Origin of the sequence: Paracoccus sediminis, from assembly GCF_900188295.1 — a bacterium.
In the GTDB taxonomy this organism is placed as follows: Bacteria; Pseudomonadota; Alphaproteobacteria; order Rhodobacterales; family Rhodobacteraceae; genus Paracoccus; species Paracoccus sediminis.
In genome coordinates, this window is sequence record NZ_FZNM01000003.1 from 335,652 (window position 1) to 354,296 (window position 18,645).

The 18,645-nt window shown below is 65.3% G+C and carries 17 protein-coding genes; 4 read left to right on the top strand and 13 right to left on the bottom strand.

Translation table 11 applies throughout. The features are described 5' to 3' along the window. The first annotated feature begins 42 nt into the window (after window positions 1-42). The gene (locus CHB77_RS07105) at window positions 43-1,017 is read left to right on the top strand and encodes a glycosyltransferase (RefSeq protein ID WP_165456215.1); all 975 of its coding nucleotides are present in this window, start codon (window positions 43-45) and stop codon (window positions 1,015-1,017) included. Here the strand turns inward: CHB77_RS07105 and rfbA are convergent. The 10 genes from rfbA to CHB77_RS07155 form a co-directional block, all read right to left on the bottom strand. Next, window positions 987-1,865 carry a glucose-1-phosphate thymidylyltransferase RfbA gene (gene rfbA / locus CHB77_RS07110; protein ID WP_089387476.1) on the bottom strand — a complete coding sequence of 293 codons (879 nt, stop codon included), beginning with the start codon at window positions 1,863-1,865 and terminating at the stop codon, window positions 987-989. The two genes, CHB77_RS07105 and rfbA, sit on opposite strands and share 31 nt — an antisense overlap. After that, window positions 1,862-2,719: a dTDP-4-dehydrorhamnose reductase gene (rfbD, locus tag CHB77_RS07115; RefSeq protein WP_089387477.1), complete on the bottom strand. Its 858-nt coding sequence runs from the start codon at window positions 2,717-2,719 to the stop codon at window positions 1,862-1,864. Before rfbD ends, rfbA begins: the two co-directional genes overlap by 4 nt. Beyond that, window positions 2,716-3,756 carry a dTDP-glucose 4,6-dehydratase gene (gene rfbB / locus CHB77_RS07120; RefSeq protein WP_089387478.1) on the bottom strand — a complete coding sequence of 347 codons (1,041 nt, stop codon included), beginning with the start codon at window positions 3,754-3,756 and terminating at the stop codon, window positions 2,716-2,718. Before rfbB ends, rfbD begins: the two co-directional genes overlap by 4 nt. After that, window positions 3,753-4,313, bottom strand: coding sequence for a dTDP-4-dehydrorhamnose 3,5-epimerase (gene rfbC / locus CHB77_RS07125; protein WP_089387479.1), 561 nt, complete (start codon window positions 4,311-4,313; stop codon window positions 3,753-3,755). Before rfbC ends, rfbB begins: the two co-directional genes overlap by 4 nt. A gap of 90 nt (window positions 4,314-4,403) precedes the next feature. Continuing rightward, window positions 4,404-5,504: a flagellar basal body P-ring protein FlgI gene (locus CHB77_RS07130; protein WP_089387480.1), complete on the bottom strand. Its 1,101-nt coding sequence runs from the start codon at window positions 5,502-5,504 to the stop codon at window positions 4,404-4,406. Next, on the bottom strand, window positions 5,504-6,514 hold the full coding sequence (locus CHB77_RS07135) for a flagellin (protein WP_089387481.1): 1,011 nt from the start codon (window positions 6,512-6,514) through the stop codon (window positions 5,504-5,506). The genes CHB77_RS07130 and CHB77_RS07135 overlap by 1 nt, the downstream gene beginning before the upstream one ends. A gap of 2 nt (window positions 6,515-6,516) precedes the next feature. Beyond that, the gene (gene flgK / locus CHB77_RS07140) at window positions 6,517-7,971 is read right to left on the bottom strand and encodes a flagellar hook-associated protein FlgK (protein WP_089387482.1); all 1,455 of its coding nucleotides are present in this window, start codon (window positions 7,969-7,971) and stop codon (window positions 6,517-6,519) included. 14 nt (window positions 7,972-7,985) lie between these two features. Beyond that, window positions 7,986-9,296 (bottom strand): flagellar hook protein FlgE, encoded by a 1,311-nt coding sequence (locus CHB77_RS07145; RefSeq protein ID WP_089387623.1) that lies wholly within the window; start codon window positions 9,294-9,296, stop codon window positions 7,986-7,988. Between the two features lie 70 nt (window positions 9,297-9,366). After that, window positions 9,367-10,104 (bottom strand): flagellar motor protein MotB, encoded by a 738-nt coding sequence (locus CHB77_RS07150; protein ID WP_089387483.1) that lies wholly within the window; start codon window positions 10,102-10,104, stop codon window positions 9,367-9,369. A 113-nt stretch (window positions 10,105-10,217) separates the two neighbouring features. After that, a complete protein-coding gene (locus CHB77_RS07155; protein ID WP_089387484.1) occupies window positions 10,218-11,666 on the bottom strand; it encodes an aldehyde dehydrogenase family protein in 1,449 nt (482 codons plus the stop codon). 157 nt (window positions 11,667-11,823) lie between these two features. On the opposite strand from CHB77_RS07155, the gene CHB77_RS07160 reads away from it, so the two are divergent. Next, window positions 11,824-12,480 (top strand): peroxiredoxin, encoded by a 657-nt coding sequence (locus CHB77_RS07160; protein WP_089387485.1) that lies wholly within the window; start codon window positions 11,824-11,826, stop codon window positions 12,478-12,480. Here CHB77_RS07160 and CHB77_RS07165 read toward each other — a convergent pair whose 3' ends face one another. Together CHB77_RS07165 and CHB77_RS07170 are read right to left on the bottom strand one after the other, a co-directional pair. Next, window positions 12,481-13,299 (bottom strand): glycosyltransferase, encoded by an 819-nt coding sequence (locus tag CHB77_RS07165; protein WP_089387486.1) that lies wholly within the window; start codon window positions 13,297-13,299, stop codon window positions 12,481-12,483. Next, a complete protein-coding gene (locus CHB77_RS07170) occupies window positions 13,296-14,081 on the bottom strand; it encodes a hypothetical protein (RefSeq protein ID WP_089387487.1) in 786 nt (261 codons plus the stop codon). The genes CHB77_RS07165 and CHB77_RS07170 overlap by 4 nt, the downstream gene beginning before the upstream one ends. Window positions 14,082-14,219: 138 nt before the next feature. Here CHB77_RS07170 and CHB77_RS07175 point away from each other — a divergent pair, with 138 nt between their 5' ends. After that, complete coding sequence (locus CHB77_RS07175; RefSeq protein ID WP_089387488.1) at window positions 14,220-15,374, top strand: polysaccharide pyruvyl transferase family protein; 1,155 nt, start codon at window positions 14,220-14,222, stop codon at window positions 15,372-15,374. A 57-nt stretch (window positions 15,375-15,431) separates the two neighbouring features. On the opposite strand, the gene pnp is transcribed toward CHB77_RS07175, so the two are convergent. Then, window positions 15,432-17,573, bottom strand: coding sequence for a polyribonucleotide nucleotidyltransferase (gene pnp / locus CHB77_RS07180; RefSeq protein ID WP_089387489.1), 2,142 nt, complete (start codon window positions 17,571-17,573; stop codon window positions 15,432-15,434). A 259-nt stretch (window positions 17,574-17,832) separates the two neighbouring features. Here pnp and CHB77_RS07185 point away from each other — a divergent pair, with 259 nt between their 5' ends. Continuing rightward, window positions 17,833-18,633: a hypothetical protein gene (locus tag CHB77_RS07185; protein WP_089387490.1), complete on the top strand. Its 801-nt coding sequence runs from the start codon at window positions 17,833-17,835 to the stop codon at window positions 18,631-18,633. Window positions 18,634-18,645: the final 12 nt, after the last annotated feature.

Genomic DNA, 18,645 nt, shown 5'->3' on the forward strand with positions numbered 1-18,645 from the left:
TCAGGGCAGATACCAGCCCTGCCCGACCCCGAGGACATGCCGGTGGACCGTCCGCCCCCCCTTGCCCCTGACCATCCCGTGACGATCCTGCTGGCCAGCTTTGACGGCGCGGCCTTCATCGGCGCGCAGCTGGACAGCATCGCCCGACAGACCTATCGGACCTGGCGGCTGATCGTGTCGGACGACGGATCGGCGGACGCCACCCGTGACATTGTTGCGGGTTTTGCGGCGTCCCGCCCCCCCGGACAGGTCCGGCTGATCGACGGACCGGGCCGGGGCGCCACGCTGAATTTCCTGCATCTTCTGTCGGTCGCACCCGAGGGGGCGGTCGCCTTTTGCGATCAGGACGATGTCTGGTTTCCCGACAAGCTGGCGCGGGCGATGGCGGCGCTGTCGCCTTTCCACGGACCCGCCCATTACGCCGCCCGCACCGTCATCGCGGATGCGGCCCTGCATCCCGTCGCGGAATCGCGCCACTTCCCACGGCCTCTCGGATTTCGGAATGCCGTGGTGCAGGCAATCATGGCGGGCAATACATCGGTCTTCAATGCCAAGGCTGCGGCGATCCTGCGCCGCTGCGCAGGGGATGCGCAGACCGCCGGGATCCCCTCCCACGACTGGTGGGCCTATCAGATCATGGGGGGCGCGGGCGCCGAGCTGATCCACGACCGACAGCCCGTGCTGCTTTATCGTCAGCATGGCCAGAGCGAGATGGGCCGCAACGACACGATCGCCGCCATGTCGCATCGGATCGGCAGGCTGCTGGCGGGCGAATACGGCGGCTGGCTGGCCGCCAACCACGCCGCGCTCAGCGCGGTGCGGACGGAACTCTTGCCCGAAAACCGCAGGATCCTGGACGGCCTGGGCAAAGCCCTGCATCAAAGGGGGCCGGTGGCGGCGGCGACGATGGCGCGGCTTGGGCTTTACCGCCAGACCCGGCCGGGAACGGCCGCCTTGTTCGCCGCGGCCCTGATGGGTCGCCTGCGTCAATGCGGACCAAGCAGCCCCAGCAGATAGCGGCCATAGGAATTCTTCGACAGCTTCTGCGCCTGGTCGCGCAGTTCATCCCTGGAAATCCATCCGGCCTCGAAGGCGATCTCCTCGGGGCAGCCCGTCTGCAAGCCCTGCCGGTTTTCCAGGGTGCGCACAAAATTCCCCGCATCCAGCAGGCTGGCATGGGTGCCCGTATCCAGCCAGGCAAATCCGCGGCCCATCTTCTCGACCGTCAGGCTGCCGTCATGAAGATAGGTCTCCAGAAGCGTCGTGATCTCGAGTTCGCCGCGGCCCGAGGGCTTGACGGACTTGGCGCGGGCCGAGGCCGTGCCGTCCAGGAAATAAAGTCCTGTCACCGCGAAATTCGACGGGGGCCGTTCCGGTTTTTCGATGATGGCCCGCACCCGGCCATCGTCCTGGAAATCCACAACGCCATAACGTTCCGGGTCTGACACGCGATAGCCGAAAACCGTGCCGCCCCCATCGCGCCGGTCGGCGGCCTTCAGAAGCTCCGGCAGACCATGGCCGAAAAAGATGTTGTCGCCCAGCACCATGGCGGACGGGGCCCCCGCCAGGAAATCTTCGGCAAGCAGATAGGCCTGCGCCAGACCGTCGGGCGATGGCTGGACGATCCATTCGAACCGTACCCCCCACTGTCCGCCATCCCCCAAAAGCCGCTGGAACTGCGCTTGATCCTCGGGGGTGGTGATGATCGCGATGTCGCGGATCCCCGCCAGCATCAGCACGCTGATCGGGTAATAGATCATGGGCTTGTCATAAAGCGGCAGCAACTGCTTGGACACGCCCAAGGTGATCGGATAAAGTCGGGTTCCCGATCCGCCCGCCAAAATGATGCCCTTGCGTCCGGTCATGATGGGTATCCCAGTTGGTTCAAGACATGGTCCAGATCGGCCCGCCAGTCGGGCCGCGCGATCCCGAAGTCGTGCGCGATTTTCGAACAATCCAGCCGCGAATTGGCCGGACGCCGTGCCGGGGTCGGATAATCGCTGGCCGGAATGTCTTGAACGGCGCAATCCAGTCGGGCGCGGCAAAAGATCGCCCGCGCGAAATCCGCCCAGCTGACGTCCGGGGCCCCGGCGAAATGATACAGCCCGCCCTTCCGGGGGTCGGCCAGCATCTGGCCGGCCATGTCCAGCAGCGCGGCGGCGATCCGGCCCGCCTCGGTCGGGCCGCCGATCTGGTCGGCGACGACATCGATCCGGTCTCGGTCGGCGCCAAGCCGCAGCATCGTCTTAACGAAGTTGCCGCCATCCGGCGAAAACACCCAGGACGTGCGCATCACGACCCACTGGCCGCCCGCCGCCGCGACCTGCCGTTCCCCGTCCCGCTTGGTCTGGCCGTAGATGCCCAGGGGGGCCGTCGCCGCATCTTCGGTCCGGGAATGATCGCCCCCCCCGTCAAAGACGTAATCTGTCGAGACGTGCAGGAATGGCACGCCCAGATCGGCGGCGGCACGAGCCAGCAGGCCGGGGGCCGTGGCGTTCAGCATCGCCGCAGCCGCCACATCGGTTTCCGCCTTGTCCACCGCCGTATAGGCCGACGCATTGATGATCGCCAGGGGCCGCAGGGCACGGATCCTTTCCATCACCGCCTCGGGCCGCGACAGGTCGGCCTCGGCCCGGCCCCAGAATGCCGCATCGGGCGCAAGCCGGGCCAGACCCTGTGCAAGCTGCCCGGACTTTCCGAGAACCAGCAGGCCCTTCATGTTGCCTGACCCAGACGCCGACCGACGCCCTGGCGCGCCAAAAGCGGCTGCCACCAATGGCGGTTCTGCAAGTACCATTTGACCGTCCGGCGCAGCCCTTCCTCGACCGTGACCGAGGGGCGCCAGCCCAGTTCGTTGCGAATCCGTGTCGGGTCGATGGCATAGCGCCGGTCATGGCCGGGGCGGTCGGGGACAAAGGTAATCAGGTCGGCATGGGGGGCGCCTTTGGAATGCAGGTCGTCCATATGGGCGCAGATGGTGCGGACAAGATCGATGTTCGTGGCCTCGTTCTCTCCGCCGATGTTGTAGCTGCGGCCGACCCGCCCCTTTTCAATGACTCGCAGCAGCGCGTCGGCATGATCCTCGACATACAGCCAGTCCCGGACATTGCCGCCATCGCCGTAAACCGGGATCGGTTCGCCTGCCAAGGCCTTGAGGATCACGACCGGCACCAGCTTTTCCGGAAAATGATAAGGCCCATAGTTGTTCGAACAGTTGGTCACGACGACCGGCAACCCATAGGTTTCGTGCCAGGCGCGCACCAGGTGGTCCGATCCGGCCTTGCTGGCCGAATAGGGGCTGCGCGGGTCATAGGGGGTGGTTTCCGTGAATTGTCCGGTTGCCCCGAGCGATCCGAAAACCTCGTCGGTCGAAATATGGTGAAAGCGGAAACCGGGGGGCCGGCCGCAATCGGTCCAATGATCGCGCGCGGCCTCCAGCATGTTGAACGTGCCCAGCACATTGGTTCGGACAAAGGCCGCTGGGCCGTCGATCGATCGATCGACATGGCTTTCCGCGGCCAGATGCATCACCGCCTCGGGGCGATGAGCGGAAAAGACCCGTTCGAGGGCCCGCCGGTCGCAGATATCGACATGTTCGAACCGATAATGCGGGCTGTCAGAGGCTTCGGCGACATTCGCAAGGTTTGCGGCATAGGTCAGCGCATCGACGTTGACGACCGAATGGCCACGCCGGATCGCCAGCCGGACCACGGCCGAGCCGATGAACCCGGCGCCGCCCGTAACCAGGATCTTCATGCCGCACCTTCGCACTGGAACGGCGACTGCCAATCGGCAAAGGCCGGGGCAGCGCGGTCCTTGTCGGACAGAACCGGATCATCAACGCCCCAATCGATCCCAAGACTGTCCCAGCGGACCGCGCCATCGCTGGCCCGGTCATAATGGGCTGTGCATTTATAGACGATTTCCGTGTCCGGTTCCCGCGTCACGAAGCCATGCAGGAACCCAACGGGAATCCACAGCTGCCGTCCGTTTTCAAAGGAAAGTTCCACCGCGACCCACCGGCCATAGGTCGGACTGCCCCGCCGCGCATCGACCGCGACATCCAGCAGCGACCCGCGGCCGCAGCGCACCAGTTTGCCCTGCGCGAACGGCGGCGCCTGATAGTGCAGCCCCCGGACGGTTCCGGCGCGATGCGACAGGGAATGATTGTCTTGCACGAATTCGGGCAGGTCCACGCCTGCATCACGCAGGGTCCTGCGGTTCCAGCTTTCCGAAAAAAACCCTCGCTCGTCGCCAAACCGCGCCGGCGTGATGACAAGGACATCAGGCAAGGCAGTGGTTTCTGTTTTCATCGGTTCGACCCCAGGCTGGACGTGTCGGATAACCGTCTATGCGATGCGGAATGGGGTGTCACTTGCCTTGGTCCAAGAACTTTTGCCTGTCTATTCGATAATCAGATCCGCGTGCAGCGCACCGGCGGCATGAATGGATTTCAGGATGTCGATCATTTCGCGCGGACGGACGCCCAAGGCATTCAACCCCGCGACCAGATCGCTGAGCGAGGTTTCGCCGGCCACCTCGGCAAAACCGATCCCCGGCTCGTTTCGGATCTCGGCCACGGTCCGGGGAACGGTGACGGTTTCACCCCGCGCAAAGGGATTGGGCTGCGAGACCATCGGCGCCTCGCTGACCTGCAACGTCAGCCCACCCTGCGACACCGCGACCCGCGATATGCGCACCCGTTCGCCGATGACGATGGTGCCCGACTTGTGGTCGATGACCACCTTGGCCCGATCCTCGGGTTCGACCATCAGGTTTTCGATGCGGCCCAAGACGCGGGCGGGGTTGACGTCGCCAAGCTGGCGAAATTCGACCAGGACGGTGCCGCTGTCCTGGGTCACGGCGACACGGCGGTCGAAATCGCTGTTGATGGCATCCTCGATTCGGGTGGCGGTGGTAAAGTCGGCATTGCGCAGGGCCACGCGGATGTTCTCGATCCCCGCGAAATCGAACTCGACCTCGCGCTCGACCCGCGCGCCGACCGGGATCTTGCCCGAGGTCGGCACTCCCTCGACCACGCGCGCGGCCTCTCCCTCGACCGAGGCGCCGCTGGCGATGATCGACCCTTGGGCTACCGCATAGATGTTGCCGTCGGCGGCCTTCAGCGGCGTCATGACCAGGGTGCCGCCCAGCAGACTTTTGGCATCGCCGATGGTGGACACGCTGACGTCGATTCGGCTACCCGACCGCGCGAAGGGAGGCAGGGCCGCCGTGACGACCACGGCGGCGACGTTGCGCGACCGCAGCGCCTCGTCCGTGACGTTGACGCCCAGACGTTCCAGCAACCCCGCCAGCAATTCCTCGGTGAAGGGAGCATTTCGAAATCCGTCCCCGGTTCCGTCCAGCCCCACGACCAGCCCATAGCCGACCAGATCGTTGCCCCGCACCCCGTCGAAATCGGCCAGATCCTTGATCCGCACCGGCGCGGCGGCGGCTAGGACCGGCAGCAGCGCCATGACGATCATTACCAGAAAACGGGCCATCACAGATAATTCGCCAGCTTGAGCTGCGATAGCCGTCCGATCACGGAATACAGCGTTTGCAGCCTGGTTTCCGCATCGTTGATTGCGGTCGATGTGGCAAAGGGATCGGCCTCGCGCAGCGTGTTGCGCGCGGTCTGCAAGGTGGCCGCCTCGGCATCGCCCTGGGTCCGGGTGCTGGCGATGACCTGCTGCGCATAGCCCACGCGCGACATTTCGGCGATCAGGGCCGGGGAATTGTCCAGAAGCGATTTTCCGGCAAGGCGCAGCAGTTTCCGGCCTTCGTTGGAATCGCCCGCCAAGGCGCCGCGATCCAGCAGGGCGGCCGTTGCCAGACCCTTGAGGCTGTCACGGATCGACGGCGACAACGCCGTGGTCGTCAACGTCACGGTCGTGCTCTCTCCGATCCGGGTCTGCTGGCCACCGGCCCCACCCTGATAGGCGAAATCCGCAAAACCGTTTGATCCCGGCGGTGCATCGAACCAGTCGGACACGGCCTGGGCTATATCCGCGGCCGTGGTCAGCCCCGTTACCCGCGACGTCAGTTCCGCAAGGATATTGTCGGCCGACGTCAGCGGAACCGTATCGCTTTCCACCCCCGAAAACAGGAAACGCTGCCCGACCGACCCGTTGAGATGTCCGACGGCCGCTTGCAGGTCCATCGCGGCCTGGGCCGAACGCGTCGCCATCAGGCTGTCGGTCACCAGGCTCGGCTCGAGATAAAGCGACTGCCCCAAACCTTCGGCCACGCCTTGGACCGCCGACAGGGCATCCCCCATGGCCTTGGTCTGGGCCGCGGCCTCGTCCGCGTTGCCTTGAAGCTGGGTCAGCATGGCCAGCCTCGATTCGATACCGGCCAAATGCTGGGTATTGCCCCCCAGCCGGGCGCCCAGATCCGCGACCTCGCCGCTGGAAAGTTCCGCCGTCAGGGTCGCAAGGGTCGTCTTGATCCGGCTGGAGGCCGCCTGCATCGCAAAGGCACGCGCCTGATCCCCGATGGATTGCACCGTCATCGTCAAATCTCCAGTATCTTGTCCATCATGGTCTGGATGGCCTGAATGACCCGCGCATTCGCGGCATAGGCCTGTTCGTATTGCAGCAGCCGCTGCATTTCCGCATCGCTGTCCACGCCGTCCGCCGTCAGGCGTGCAAAGATCGTGTCGGCTTGGCTGTTGCGTATCGCGGCATCGGACTGGGCGGCTACCCGAACGGTCGCGATGCGGGTCTCGACCGTGGCCAGCCGGTCGGCAAGCGACCCCTTGCCGGAAAAGCCGGTTCCGGGGATGGCCGTCATCGCCCTGTCCAGGCCATCGGACATGGCGATCAGCAGGGACGAATCGCCGACCGCACCGGCCGTGGCCGCCTCCAGACCCGCGCGCAGGCGCCAGGACTCGCCCCCTGCCGCCTCGACAACTGCATCGTTCACGGCAATCCGCCCGGCCAGGCCGGTCTTGTCGGCAAGGGCCGCGCGTGCACCGCCGTCGGTGAACAATCCTGTGGACGCGGCCGTCAGCGTGGGATCGACCGCCGGGTCCGCCAGACGGTCGTGCAGATCAAGCGCCAGGTCGTCCAGGGACGCCTGCATCCGTGGCGCCAAGTCGTCGCGGATGGCAAAATGCGCGGACAGTGATCCGCCGCCGTAAAGTCGCATCTGCGACGAGGTCAGTTCCTGACCGTTCTGGGTCAGCAGCGAAAGGCCCGAACCGACAGCCTGCCCCGCCGTCACCTGTCCCGCCGCGTCAAAGGACAGTTCGGTCGGCATCGTGCCGTCCAGCAAGACCGCGCCTTCGGCCGTGAACAGCGCCACCGCGCCGGCCGCCCGCGTCACCTCTTGCACAGGAACGATCTTGGCGATTTCGCTGATGATACCCTGCCGCTGGTCGTAAAGCGACGAAGGATCCGTTCCATCAGATTCGAGAATCGCGATCTTTCGGTTCAATTCGGCCACTTGGGCCAGCGACTTGTTCAGTGTCGCGACGTCTCCGGCGATGGCCTGGTCCGCGGCGGTGCGGGCCGTCTGAACCGCGTCCGAGACGGCGTTCAGACGATCTGCCAGGGCATCGGCCTTGTCCGCGACCTGCATCAGCCGGATTGTGTCGTCCGGTCGGCTGGCGGCCGACGACAAGGCCGTGCGGAAATCGCTGAGCGCGTTTCCCAGGCTGCCGGCGTTTCCGGCAATGCCGATCGCCTCCTCGATCCTGGTCGCGAAGTCCAGGCGCGTCGCGGCATCGGCACGGGCCGCTTCGGCCAGCCGGGATTCGGACAGAACACTGGCATTGATCGCGCGGGTCACGCCATCGATGCGGACGCCTCCGGCATTGCCGCCCGCCGTCTGGGCAGTGATGGCCAGATCCCGGCGGGCGTAGCCGGGCGTCGATGCGTTGGCAAGGTTGGCTGCAACCGTTTCGGTGCCCCGCGCCGTGGCCGTCAGGCCCGACACGGCATTTCCCAAGGCGCGCGCGATGCTCATGCCGGTCAGTCCCTTCAGCGCTTGATGTTCGTGGTTTCCTGCAACATCTCATCCACCGTCTGGATGATCTTGGCGTTCGACGAATAGGCCCGCTGCGTCTGGATCAGGTGGGTCAGTTCCTGGGCCACGTCGGTTGTCGATCCTTCCAGGGCATAGCCCTGCACCGATCCCGTCGGTCCGTCGCCCGCGTTCCACAGGAAAAAGTTCCCCGAATTGGGCGATACGGAATAGGCCTGAGAGGCGAGCGCGCTCAGACCGTTCGGGTTGGGCACGTCCACCAGCGGCACTTGATACAGCGTCTTCACGAAGCCCGTGTCATAGGTGGCGTTCAGAAAGCCGTTCTCATCAATCTCGACCGTGGTCAGGTTGCCGATGGGAGAGCCGTTCTTGGCGATGTTGGTGGTCGAAAAGCTGGATGCCAGCTGCCGCATTCCCGTGGTTCCGCCGGGCGTGCCGATGACCAGTTCCATCGATCCGCCTGCCACGGTCAGGCCGATGGCGCCTGTGGCCGCGTCATAAGCCCCGCCGCTGAGGGTCGTGACGCTGGCAATGCTGCCGCCGTTCGTATTGCTGTCGTCAAACGTGACCTGGTAGGATCCGACCAGAGCGGCGGCCGAAGCCGAATCGCGCACCTCCATGATCCAGGTGTTCGTCATGCCTGTCGGGTCCGAGGTGTCCGGGACAAAGGTGATGTCGAGCGATTCCGAAGTGCCGAGGTTGCCGTAATATTCTATCTTCAGCGGAAGCGGATCGCCCGAGGCCCCGGACAGCGTTTCATTGGCGGGCAGGTTCACCCCCAGCGACACCTTGGTCGTCGGGTCGCCCACGGTTTGGCTGGCGGTGATCTGTATCGGCTCCAACCCGCCCATGGTATCGCGCGACATCGACGGGATCGTCCCATCCGCCTGCGCAGGCCATCCCAACAGGACCAGGCCGGTCGATGTCTTCAATACCCCCTCGGCGTCGACTCGGAACGATCCGGTCTGGGTCATCATGAATGGCAGGTTGCCATTTCCCGAATCGACCGCCACGGCCGAGGTGACGGGCAGCATTCCGCGCCCCGAGATGGCGATGTCCAGGGGGTTCGAGGTAATCTCGAGCCCTCCATCCTTGTTGACGATGCGCTGCGTCGTGGCCCCGACGCCGCCGGCCGAGTAGCTGCCTGCCGTAGCGGTCGGGTTCACGACAAAGGCGTTGAATTCGGTTTCCATCCGCTTGTACCCATGCGTGGCCGAATTCGCGATGTTGTCGGAAATCGTTGCAAGACGGGTGGCATTGGCCGCCAGGCCGGAAACACCGGCACCCATCGCGGAAGACATTGACATGGCATGCACCTTTCTCAGTTCGAACCCGATCATCCATGGCAGGGCTTAAGATTCGCCTAACCGGGCAGGGTCATCTGAGTAAAATCACCTCGATCCGGTTGTTGATCGGATCCATGGGGTTGCCGGATTTCCCCTTGCGATCCGCATAACCCGTAACGCGCTGAATCCGCTTGGCATCCAGGCCGGCCCCTTCCAGCAGGTTGCGCACGGCATGGGCGCGGGCATCGGACAGCGGCCAGACGGGCGGCGTGACCAGCGTTTCGGGATAGGCGCGGACATGGCCGGAGATGGCGATCTGATTGCGGGTCTTGCCAATGACGCGCGCGATGATTCGCGACAGTTCGGACAGAACCGGCTGCGGCTGCCCGGTATCCTCGACGAACAAGGGCTGGTCGGTCAGGTCGCCCAGCTCGATCACCAGCCCCTCGTCGGTCATCCGGGTGACGACATGACGCAGCAGATTGGTCAATTGCTGCGATTCGCCGCCGCCGCCGCGAAGCTGGCGCTCGATCTCCTCGGCCACCTGCTGCAAGGTCGCGTCCGCCGGTTCCTTGCCCTGCTGTTCGATCCCGTCGCCCGACGCTCCGGGTGTGCGCACGACGCTCGGGTTGAAGTAATCCGCAAGCCCCGTGCGCTGCTGTTCGGTTGTGGCGTTCAGCAGCCACATCAGCAGGAAAAAGGCCATCATCGCGGTCACGAAATCCGCATAGGCCACTTTCCACGCCCCGCCATGGTGCCCCCCATCGCCCGGCGCGGCCACCCGCTTGATCATGATCGTGGGGCCAGCCGCCCCCTTCTGCCTTGCCATCGCACACCGCCTTCGAAGATCAGACGGAATGTCGCGGCAAGCGGGCGGCGGAACAAGCCTACCCCTCAAATGCAAGGCATTATCGCTGGGGGCTGGGTGCGCTCAGGGCGGGGTCATGCCCTGTCCCACCCGCTGATGGCCTTGGAATCCATGAATTCCTCCAGTCCCATCACCCCGCCTTCCCGCGCGCGGCCCGACATCTTGACCCCGCCGAAGGCCGACCCGGCGCCGCGCGACACCCCGTTCATCTCGACCATGCCGGACCGCAGGCGACGGGCCACGCGGTTGCGCCGGGCGCCGTCCTGCGACTGGACATAGTTCGTCAGGCCGTAAGGCGTGTCGTTGGCGATCTCAACCGCTTCGTCTTCGGTATCGAAGGGGATGATGGACAGCACCGGACCAAAGATTTCCTGCTGCGCGATCGTCATGTCGTTGCCGACATCGGCAAACACGGTCGGCCGCACGAAATAACCGCGATTGACGCCTTCGGGCAGGCCGGTCCCGCCCGCGACCAGCCGGGCGCCTTCGTCGATGCCCGCTTGGATCAGATCCTGAATCCGGTCCCATTGCTGCTTGCTGACCACCGGACCGATATGCCGCCCCGGCTGGTGGGCGGTGGCCACCGCCGTTTCATCGGCCACGCGGGCGGCCGTTTCGACCGCGCGGTCATAGGCAGCCCGTTCGACCAGCATCCGCGTCGGCGCGTTGCAGGACTGGCCGCTGTTATAGAAACAGTGCCGCGCGCCGCGCACCACGGCCTTGTCGTCGGCATCCGCAAAGACGATGTTGGCGCCCTTGCCACCCAGTTCCAGAACCACCTTCTTCAAGGTATCCGCCGCCGCCTTGCTGATCGCGATGCCCGCGCGGGTCGAGCCGGTGAAGCTTATCATGTCCACGTCGCGGTGGGTGGACAGTTGCGTGCCCACCCCCGGCCCGTCGCCGTTCACCAGATTGAAGACGCCGGAGGGCAGCCCGGCCTCGTCCACGATCTCGGCAAAGACCATGGAGGACAGGGGCGCGATTTCAGAGGGTTTCAGCACACAGGCATTGCCCGCCAGGATCGCCGGGATGACCTTCAGCGTGACCTGGTTCATCGGCCAGTTCCAAGGCGTTATCAGGCCGACGACGCCCACGGGTTCCCACGCGATCATGGAGGTGGGGGCGTGATCGCCCAAGGGCCGGATGAACCGGAAATTCCGAAAGGCATCAATGAAGTTCGTGATGTGCCAGATCCCGGCCTCGGCCTGATCGTCCAGGGACATGTCCTGCGGGGCGCCCATCTCGTGACTGATGGCCCAGGCCACCTCGGCCGCCCGGCGCCGGTAAACGTCCAGGATCCTTTGCACGTGATCCAGCCTTTCGGCCGGCTCGGTCCGCGACCAGCCCGCGAAGGCCGCCTTGGCTGCCGCTACGGCGCGATCCGTGTCGGCCTGATCGCCCAGGCTGATGACCGCCACTGCTTCCTCGGTCGACGGGTCGATCACCTGGAAATCATTGGCCCGCGCGGGTTCGACCCATGTCCCGTCGACATAAAACATGCGTTTGTCCAGAAGGTTGGCCATTGCGATCCCCTTTGTGCCGATTTGGACACAAGGTGAAGCGACAGCCGGGCCGGCGCAAGGCATGTTAAATCTCGACACGATCGGTCGATGAACAGGCTGGCAATCGGGGGCGTTTGGCCTATGGTGTTGGCAACCGCAACCCACCGGAGAAACGCCCATGGCCCTGCGCATCAATGACATCGCCCCCGATTTTACCGCCCCCTCGACCGAGGGCGAGATTCGGTTTCACGACTGGCTGGGCGACAGCTATGCCATCATCTTCAGCCACCCGCGCGATTTCACGCCGGTCTGCACCACCGAATTCGGCGCCGTCGCGCAGCTGATCCCGGAATTCGAAAAGCGCAACACCAAGGTCATCGGCGTGTCGGTCGATTCCGTGGACGACCATGCCAAGTGGAAGGCCGATATCGAGAAGGTCGCAGGCGTCCCCGCCAATTTCGCGATCATCGACGATCGCGACCTGACGGTCGCCAAGGCCTATGACATGCTGCCTGCCGAATATTACCTGCCCAGCGAAGGCCGCACGCCCCAGCATTCGGCGACCGTGCGCAGCGTGTTCATCGTCGGACCCGACCGAAAGATCCGGCTGACCATGACCTATCCGATGTCCATAGGCCGCAATTTCGCCGAAATCCTGAGGGCCCTGGACGCCGTGCGCAAGACCGACGGCGCGCCGATCGCCACGCCCGCGAACTGGGTGCCGGGGCAGGACGTGATCGTGGCCCTGGCCCTGGACGACAAGACGGCCGAGGAACGCTTTGGCCTGCTGGACATCAAGCTGCCCTATCTGCGCTTTGCCAAAGATCCGGCGTAACTAACCCGGCCAGCCGTAATGGCCCAGCAGGGCGGCGACCGCCTGGTCGTTGCCCCCGCCCTGCAGGTTGGCCGCGCGCAGGCTTTGCGCTTGGCTGCCTTCCCATTCCAGGATGCGGACGCGGTTGCCGATCTTCTGCGCAGCGACGCCGTTCAGGCGATGCATCCAGTACAGCCACACATCGTCGGACCGCGGGGCAAGCCGGGTGAACAGGTCGTTGCGGGTCACGTCGGGGTGAAAGACACCGGGCGCATAGATCACCCCGCTGACCCCGGTCAGAAAGGTCAGCGGGGATCGTTCGGGGCTGGCGACATTCCGCCGCCATTCCGCATAAGGCGCGGGGGCGCCGTCCTTCAGCACGACGCGGTGCGCGCGGTGGCAGGCGATCCGCGCGCCCGCCCGCGCGGCCGCAACCAGCGTTTCCAGCCAGTCCACGGCATAGTACACGTCGTCGTCGGCCGTGACCACGAAGGCGTCAGGATACGTCAGAAGCGTCGGCACGATCTTCTTGTAGGAACGCCAGCGCGGGCAGAACCTGATCGTCAGCCCCGGCATGGCTAGAATGTCCGGGGGCAACGTCGCCTCGTCCCCTTCGTCCAGCCACAGGATCACGTGGTCAGGCCGCACGGTCTGGCGCAGGATGCCCTGCAATGCAAGCCCAAGGCTGCCAAAACGCGCCGGATAGCTGGTCAGCGACACCACCAGCGGGCCGGGCAGGCCATGCGGACGGCCCGGCAGGACAAGACGGGCCGCAAGTTCGGCCTTGGCGCGGGCCAGCCTGCGGCGGTGCTTGAAGGCCCGGAAGGCGCCGGAAATCACGGGCGGTCCCAGGCTTGGCGGAGCCAGTCGATGTCGCCGATCCGGCGATACCAGCGATGGCCGCGCCCGGCGAACACATCCTCCATCTTGGGGGCGCCTGCGAACAGCACGATCTTGGCCCCCAGGGGCAGGGCCGGGTCGCGCAGATAGCTGGCCAGATGGCGCGGCACGCAGTCGTTCTTGAAGCTGACGCACCAGCCCTTGGGCCAATAGTTCAGGTGGCCATGCCTTGCCAGTTGCGCCGACTGGAACTGCTGGCTGATCTCGTACCCCGCCGTGGCCGCAGCGGGGTCGGCCAGATAGGCGTCCAGGATATAGGCGTGCCGACCGATCCCGAACCGGAAGACGCTGGAATTGCCGACGCTGTGCAGGAAACGGTCGCGGGCCGGGTTGACCTTGCGAAAGGGCTTGGGACGGAACAGGTCGTCGTCGCGGATGATGAGGAATTCGCCCGGCAGATCAAAGAACGGCGCCAGATCATCGACCACCACCAGATCGATGTCCAGAAACAGCGCGGTTCCCGACAGTCCCGCCAGATTGCGGCGAAACACCGCAAGCTTGCGCCAGCGGGTATCGCCATGTCCTGCGGGCAGGCCCAGTTCCGGCAGCGGCATCGCCTCGATCCCCGGATCCAGGCCGGCGGCGTCATCGGTAAAGCACACAAAGCGGTGCGGCCGGGACAGGTGGCGGCGGACTTGACGATACAGGCGGTTCACGTCGGCGGCGCCGTACAGCGTGCCCCATTTCATGGTCAGGATCAGGACGGGCCGGTTGCTGTTCATGAGGGGCTTTCTGGCAATCGCGCCCCTTGCGATAGCGCAAAGCGCGGGATCCGCGCAATCCTCGTCGCATGGCGCGCGGGGGCTTGACGGGCGGGGCGGTGCCAGTGTGGAAGACGGCAGGCCCTTGCTGCGGACTTGATGATGCTCATCACGCTTGTGAACGATACTGCGCGGCGTTCGAAAAATCCGGGATGCCAGCTGACCAGCCGGACCTTTCAGGATCTTCTGGGGGGGGCCGGGACGGCCCTGCGGCCCCTGGAATGGGGCTTCGGGCGCAGGCTTCAGTCGCGCGACCGCAATCTGTGGCAGGCCCTGGGCACAGGACGCTGGCTTGAACAGCCGGTCCTGCGCGCCCTGGCCGAAACCGAATACGGCCCTGGGGCCGTCCAATCCTGCATCCGGACCGATTGCGTGGTCTTTCAACCCGAAGGCACCGTGTCGGACGATGCGGACCCGCTGCGCATCCTGCGGTTCCTGTCGCTGCCGCTGTGGTGCGCGCTGCATGGCCGGGTGCCGCTGGTGGTGGCCAACGGCACCTTTCCCCTGTTCGACGGTGCGCGGGCGGAACTTGTCCGGCTGCTGCTGGATCATGCCGATCGCGCCGTGATGCGCGACCGGATCTCGGCCCGGCATTGGGGCGTCGCCTGCGCCCCCGACAGCGCGGTGCTGTGGCGCGGTCTGCCGCAAACGGCCGATGCGTCCTGGCTGCTGATTACGACCGCCGCCGAAAGCCCCCCGGAAACCGATCTTGCCATCGGACGTGCGGGGCTGGACAGCGCACGGCGGCTGGGCCTGCGCCCGCTGATTCTGGGCAAGGGATGGGAACGTATGGCCCCCCTGCGCCCCGAGATCGACGCCATGGGCGGACGCATCCTGGAAAGCACCCTGCTGGACGAGGTGGACCGGCATGTGGCCGCCTGTCGCCTGCACCTGGGCGGGCGCTATCACATGGCCCTGCTTTGCGCGACAAAAGGCATTCCCAGCGCCCTGATCCGCACCAATACCCACAAGAACCTTTGGCTGGCCGAAGAATGTCCGGGAATCCGCATGGCTGCCGACCCGGCGGCGCTGACCGCCACGGCCCAGGCGCTGCTGGCCTGTCCGGAGGATGCCATCCTGGCCGACATCGTGCGCCTGTCCGATGAAACCCGAAGCCGCCTTTCGGACCTGCCCCTTTTGCGGCGGCGCGAACCCGTTCCCCCGCCGGGGCTTTCCCGCGACCTGAGCCGCCGTCTGGCCCGGCCCCTGCGGCGCGACCTGTGGCGGCATCGCCTGCGCACCCTTCGCCCCTGACGCGCCCATGGAAAAAGGGCCCGCGTGGCGGGCCCTTTGCAACGTCCTGCCGACCGATCACTCGGCGGTTTCTTCCTTCGGCTCGGTGATCTCGGCGCCGGTCTGCTGATCGACCATCTTCATGCCAAGGCGCACCTTGCCCCGATCGTCGAAGCCCAAGAGCTTGACCTTGACCTCCTGGCCTTCCTTCAGCACCTCGTTCGGGTGGGTCAGGCGCTTGTTGGCGATCTGGGACACATGAACCAGACCGTCGCGCTTGCCGAAGAAGTTCACGAAAGCGCCGAAATCGACCAGCTTGACGACCTTGCCGGTGTAGACGCGGCCTTCCTCCGGCTCGGCCACGATCGAATAGATCATGTCATAAGCCTTCTTGATCGAATCGGCATTGGCCGAGGCGATCTTGATGGTGCCATCGTCGTTGATGTCGACCTTGGCGCCCGAGGTTTCCACGATCTCGCGGATGACCTTGCCGCCCGAACCGATCACTTCGCGGATTTTGTCGGTCGGGATCTGCATCGTCTCGATGCGCGGGGCATGGGCGCTGAATTCGCGCCGGCCTTCCGACAGGGCCTTGCCCATCTCGGCCAGGATGTGCATCCGGCCGTCCTTGGCCTGTGCCAAGGCCTGCTCCATGATCGCGGGCGTGATGCCGGCGACCTTGATGTCCATCTGCAAGGAGGTGATGCCTTCGGACGTGCCGGCGACCTTGAAGTCCATGTCGCCCAGGTGATCCTCGTCGCCCAGGATGTCGGTCAGGACCGCATACTTGCCGTCGTCTTCCAGGATCAGGCCCATGGCGACGCCCGCCACCGGCGATTTCAGCGGAACGCCCGCATCCATCATCGCCAGCGACCCGCCGCAGACCGACGCCATCGAGGACGAGCCGTTCGATTCCGTGATCTCGGACACCAGACGGATCGTGTATGGGAAATCGGTCGGCGCCGGCAGAACGGCCTGCAACGCGCGCCAGGCCAGCTTGCCATGGCCGATCTCGCGGCGGCCGGGGCTGCCCACGCGGCCGACCTCGCCCACCGAATAGGGGGGAAAGTTGTAGTGCAGCAGAAAGTTGCTGCGCGAATTGCCGTGCAGCGCGTCGATGATCTGCTCGTCATCGCCGGTGCCCAGCGTGGTCACGACCAGGGCCTGGGTTTCGCCACGCGTGAACAGCGCGGAACCATGGGTGCGCGGCAGGATGCCCACTTCGCTGTCGATGGCGCGCACGGTGCGGGTGTCGCGGCCGTCAATGCGGGCGCCGCCGTTGATGACGTCGCCGCGCAGGATGCCCGATTCCAGCTTTTTCAACGCCGAACCCAGATTCGGATCGGCCAGGTCCGCCTCGGACAGGTTGGCCACGACCTTTTCGCGGACGGCCTGGATGGCATCGCGGCGATCGGCCTTGTCGATGATCGCATAAGCCGCGCGCATTTCCGTTTCGCCCAGGCCCTTCACGCGATCATACAGCGCGCCATAATCCGGCGACTGAAAGTCGAAAGGCTCCTTGGCGGCGGCTTCGGCCAGATCGATAATCAGGTCGATCACCGGCTGCATCTGTTCGTGGCCGAACTTGACGGCGCCCAGCATCTCGTCCTCGGTCAGCTCATAGGCTTCGGACTCGACCATCATCACGGCATCCTTGGTGCCCGCGACGACCAGATCCAGGCGCTGTTCGGGATTGCCGCGCAGGTTGTCCATGTCCGACACTTCGGGGTTCAGGACATACTGGCCGTTCGCAAAGCCCACGCGCGCCGCCCCGATCGGTCCCATGAAGGGCACGCCCGACAGCGTCAGCGCGGCCGATGCCGCGATCATGGCCACGATGTCGGGATCGTTGACCAGATCGTGCGACAGGACCGTGCACATCACCAGGGTCTCGTTCTTGAAGCCCGGCGCGAACAGCGGACGGCAGGGCCGGTCGATCAGGCGCGCGGTCAGCGTCTCCTTTTCCGACGGGCGCGCCTCGCGCTTGAAGAAGCCGCCCGGAATCTTGCCCGCGGCATAGTATTTTTCCTGATAGTGAACCGTCAGCGGAAAGAAGTCCTGACCCGGCTTCGGTTCCTTGGTAAAGGTCACGTTGGCCATGACGCTGGTTTCGCCCAGGGTGGCGATGACGCTGCCGTCGGCCTGACGGGCAACCTTGCCCGTTTCCAGCGTCAGGGTTTCCCGGCCCCACTGGATCGATTTCTTCACTTCGTCAAACATCTGATTTCCTCTGGGCCGCGCCAGCCCTCTGGTCCGCGCCCGTGTCCTATGGCGGCCCCATTGCCGCCGCCCCTATCCTTTGCATGTGCCCCGGAGCTTGGGGCGTCACATCACAGATGGCGGGGCCTTACAGGAAAACAACGTGTTTGGGAAGTGGCGCGGCAAACGGCGCGCCCAAGGCACCAGGCGGCGCTGGCGGCCTGCCGCGGCACCCCTCATACTGATCCGGCCCCCTGGAAAGGCAGTCAGGACAACCATCGTGCATCCCATCGCCCGGCTGATCGCCCGCCATGCCCCAAAACCCTTGCGACCGCTGGCCTATCGGTTCCTGTATCGCCGCCTGATGGCCGAATTCGCCCTTGATCCGGCCCTGTTCGCAGGCCGGCGCGTCCTGATTGCCGGCCCCGCACGCACCATAGACAGCGATCTGGCAGGGCTGGATCCGGGGCGATTCGACCTGGTGGTCCGAATGAACAACGGGCTGGACACGCCTATCGCCGCCTTTGCCGACAATCCCTATCGGTGCGAGGTGCTGTTTCACAGCCTGACCCGCGATGCCCGGCCGGTCACGCCGGAACACCTGCGCCGCGCCGGAGTCGCAACGCTTGTCCACCGGGTTCCCAAACGCAGCGTCTTTCTGCGCACCATCGCGTTTCTGGACAGGCTCGATCCCGCAACACGCCTGAGGATCGTTCCCGTCGATCATTACGACGCGCTGTCGCGCAGCCTGGGCGGTTATTCCCCGACCACCGGCCTGGTCTGCGCCAGCGTCATCCTGCAAGCCTTGCCCGACACGCTGGCAATCTGCGGCTTTACCTTCTTCGATACCCGGTATGTCGCCCATTACGACGACGCCGACCGCAGCGACGCCGATACGGCACAGCGTGTCCGGTCCCAAGGCCACCATGCCCCGCATCGCGAGGCGGGGGTTTTGATGACGATGGTCGGTCAGGCCCGCGCGCGGGGCGTCACGGTCATGCTGGGCCAAGCGGTTCAAGAGGCGGCGGAACGGATCGCGGAACGGGAACGGGCGGCAGAGCCGATGCCCCGCCGCCCCTGAATGCCGTGATCG

What these genes read in the sequence shown, in the direction of transcription:
- rfbA (WP_089387476.1), bottom strand. Translation starts at nt 1,865, where the DNA reads ATGACCGGACGCAAGGGCATCATTTTGGCGGGCGGATCGGGAACCCGA.
- rfbD (WP_089387477.1), bottom strand. Translation starts at nt 2,719, where the DNA reads ATGAAGGGCCTGCTGGTTCTCGGAAAGTCCGGGCAGCTTGCACAGGGT.
- rfbB (WP_089387478.1), bottom strand. Translation starts at nt 3,756, where the DNA reads ATGAAGATCCTGGTTACGGGCGGCGCCGGGTTCATCGGCTCGGCCGTG.
- rfbC (WP_089387479.1), bottom strand. Translation starts at nt 4,313, where the DNA reads ATGAAAACAGAAACCACTGCCTTGCCTGATGTCCTTGTCATCACGCCG.
- CHB77_RS07130 (WP_089387480.1), bottom strand. Translation starts at nt 5,504, where the DNA reads ATGGCCCGTTTTCTGGTAATGATCGTCATGGCGCTGCTGCCGGTCCTA.
- CHB77_RS07135 (WP_089387481.1), bottom strand. Translation starts at nt 6,514, where the DNA reads ATGACGGTGCAATCCATCGGGGATCAGGCGCGTGCCTTTGCGATGCAG.
- flgK (WP_089387482.1), bottom strand. Translation starts at nt 7,971, where the DNA reads ATGAGCATCGCGCGCGCCTTGGGAAATGCCGTGTCGGGCCTGACGGCC.
- CHB77_RS07145 (WP_089387623.1), bottom strand. Translation starts at nt 9,296, where the DNA reads ATGTCAATGTCTTCCGCGATGGGTGCCGGTGTTTCCGGCCTGGCGGCC.
- CHB77_RS07150 (WP_089387483.1), bottom strand. Translation starts at nt 10,104, where the DNA reads ATGGCAAGGCAGAAGGGGGCGGCTGGCCCCACGATCATGATCAAGCGG.
- CHB77_RS07155 (WP_089387484.1), bottom strand. Translation starts at nt 11,666, where the DNA reads ATGGCCAACCTTCTGGACAAACGCATGTTTTATGTCGACGGGACATGG.
- CHB77_RS07160 (WP_089387485.1), top strand. Translation starts at nt 11,824, where the DNA reads ATGGCCCTGCGCATCAATGACATCGCCCCCGATTTTACCGCCCCCTCG.
- CHB77_RS07170 (WP_089387487.1), bottom strand. Translation starts at nt 14,081, where the DNA reads ATGAACAGCAACCGGCCCGTCCTGATCCTGACCATGAAATGGGGCACG.
- CHB77_RS07175 (WP_089387488.1), top strand. Translation starts at nt 14,220, where the DNA reads ATGATGCTCATCACGCTTGTGAACGATACTGCGCGGCGTTCGAAAAAT.
- pnp (WP_089387489.1), bottom strand. Translation starts at nt 17,573, where the DNA reads ATGTTTGACGAAGTGAAGAAATCGATCCAGTGGGGCCGGGAAACCCTG.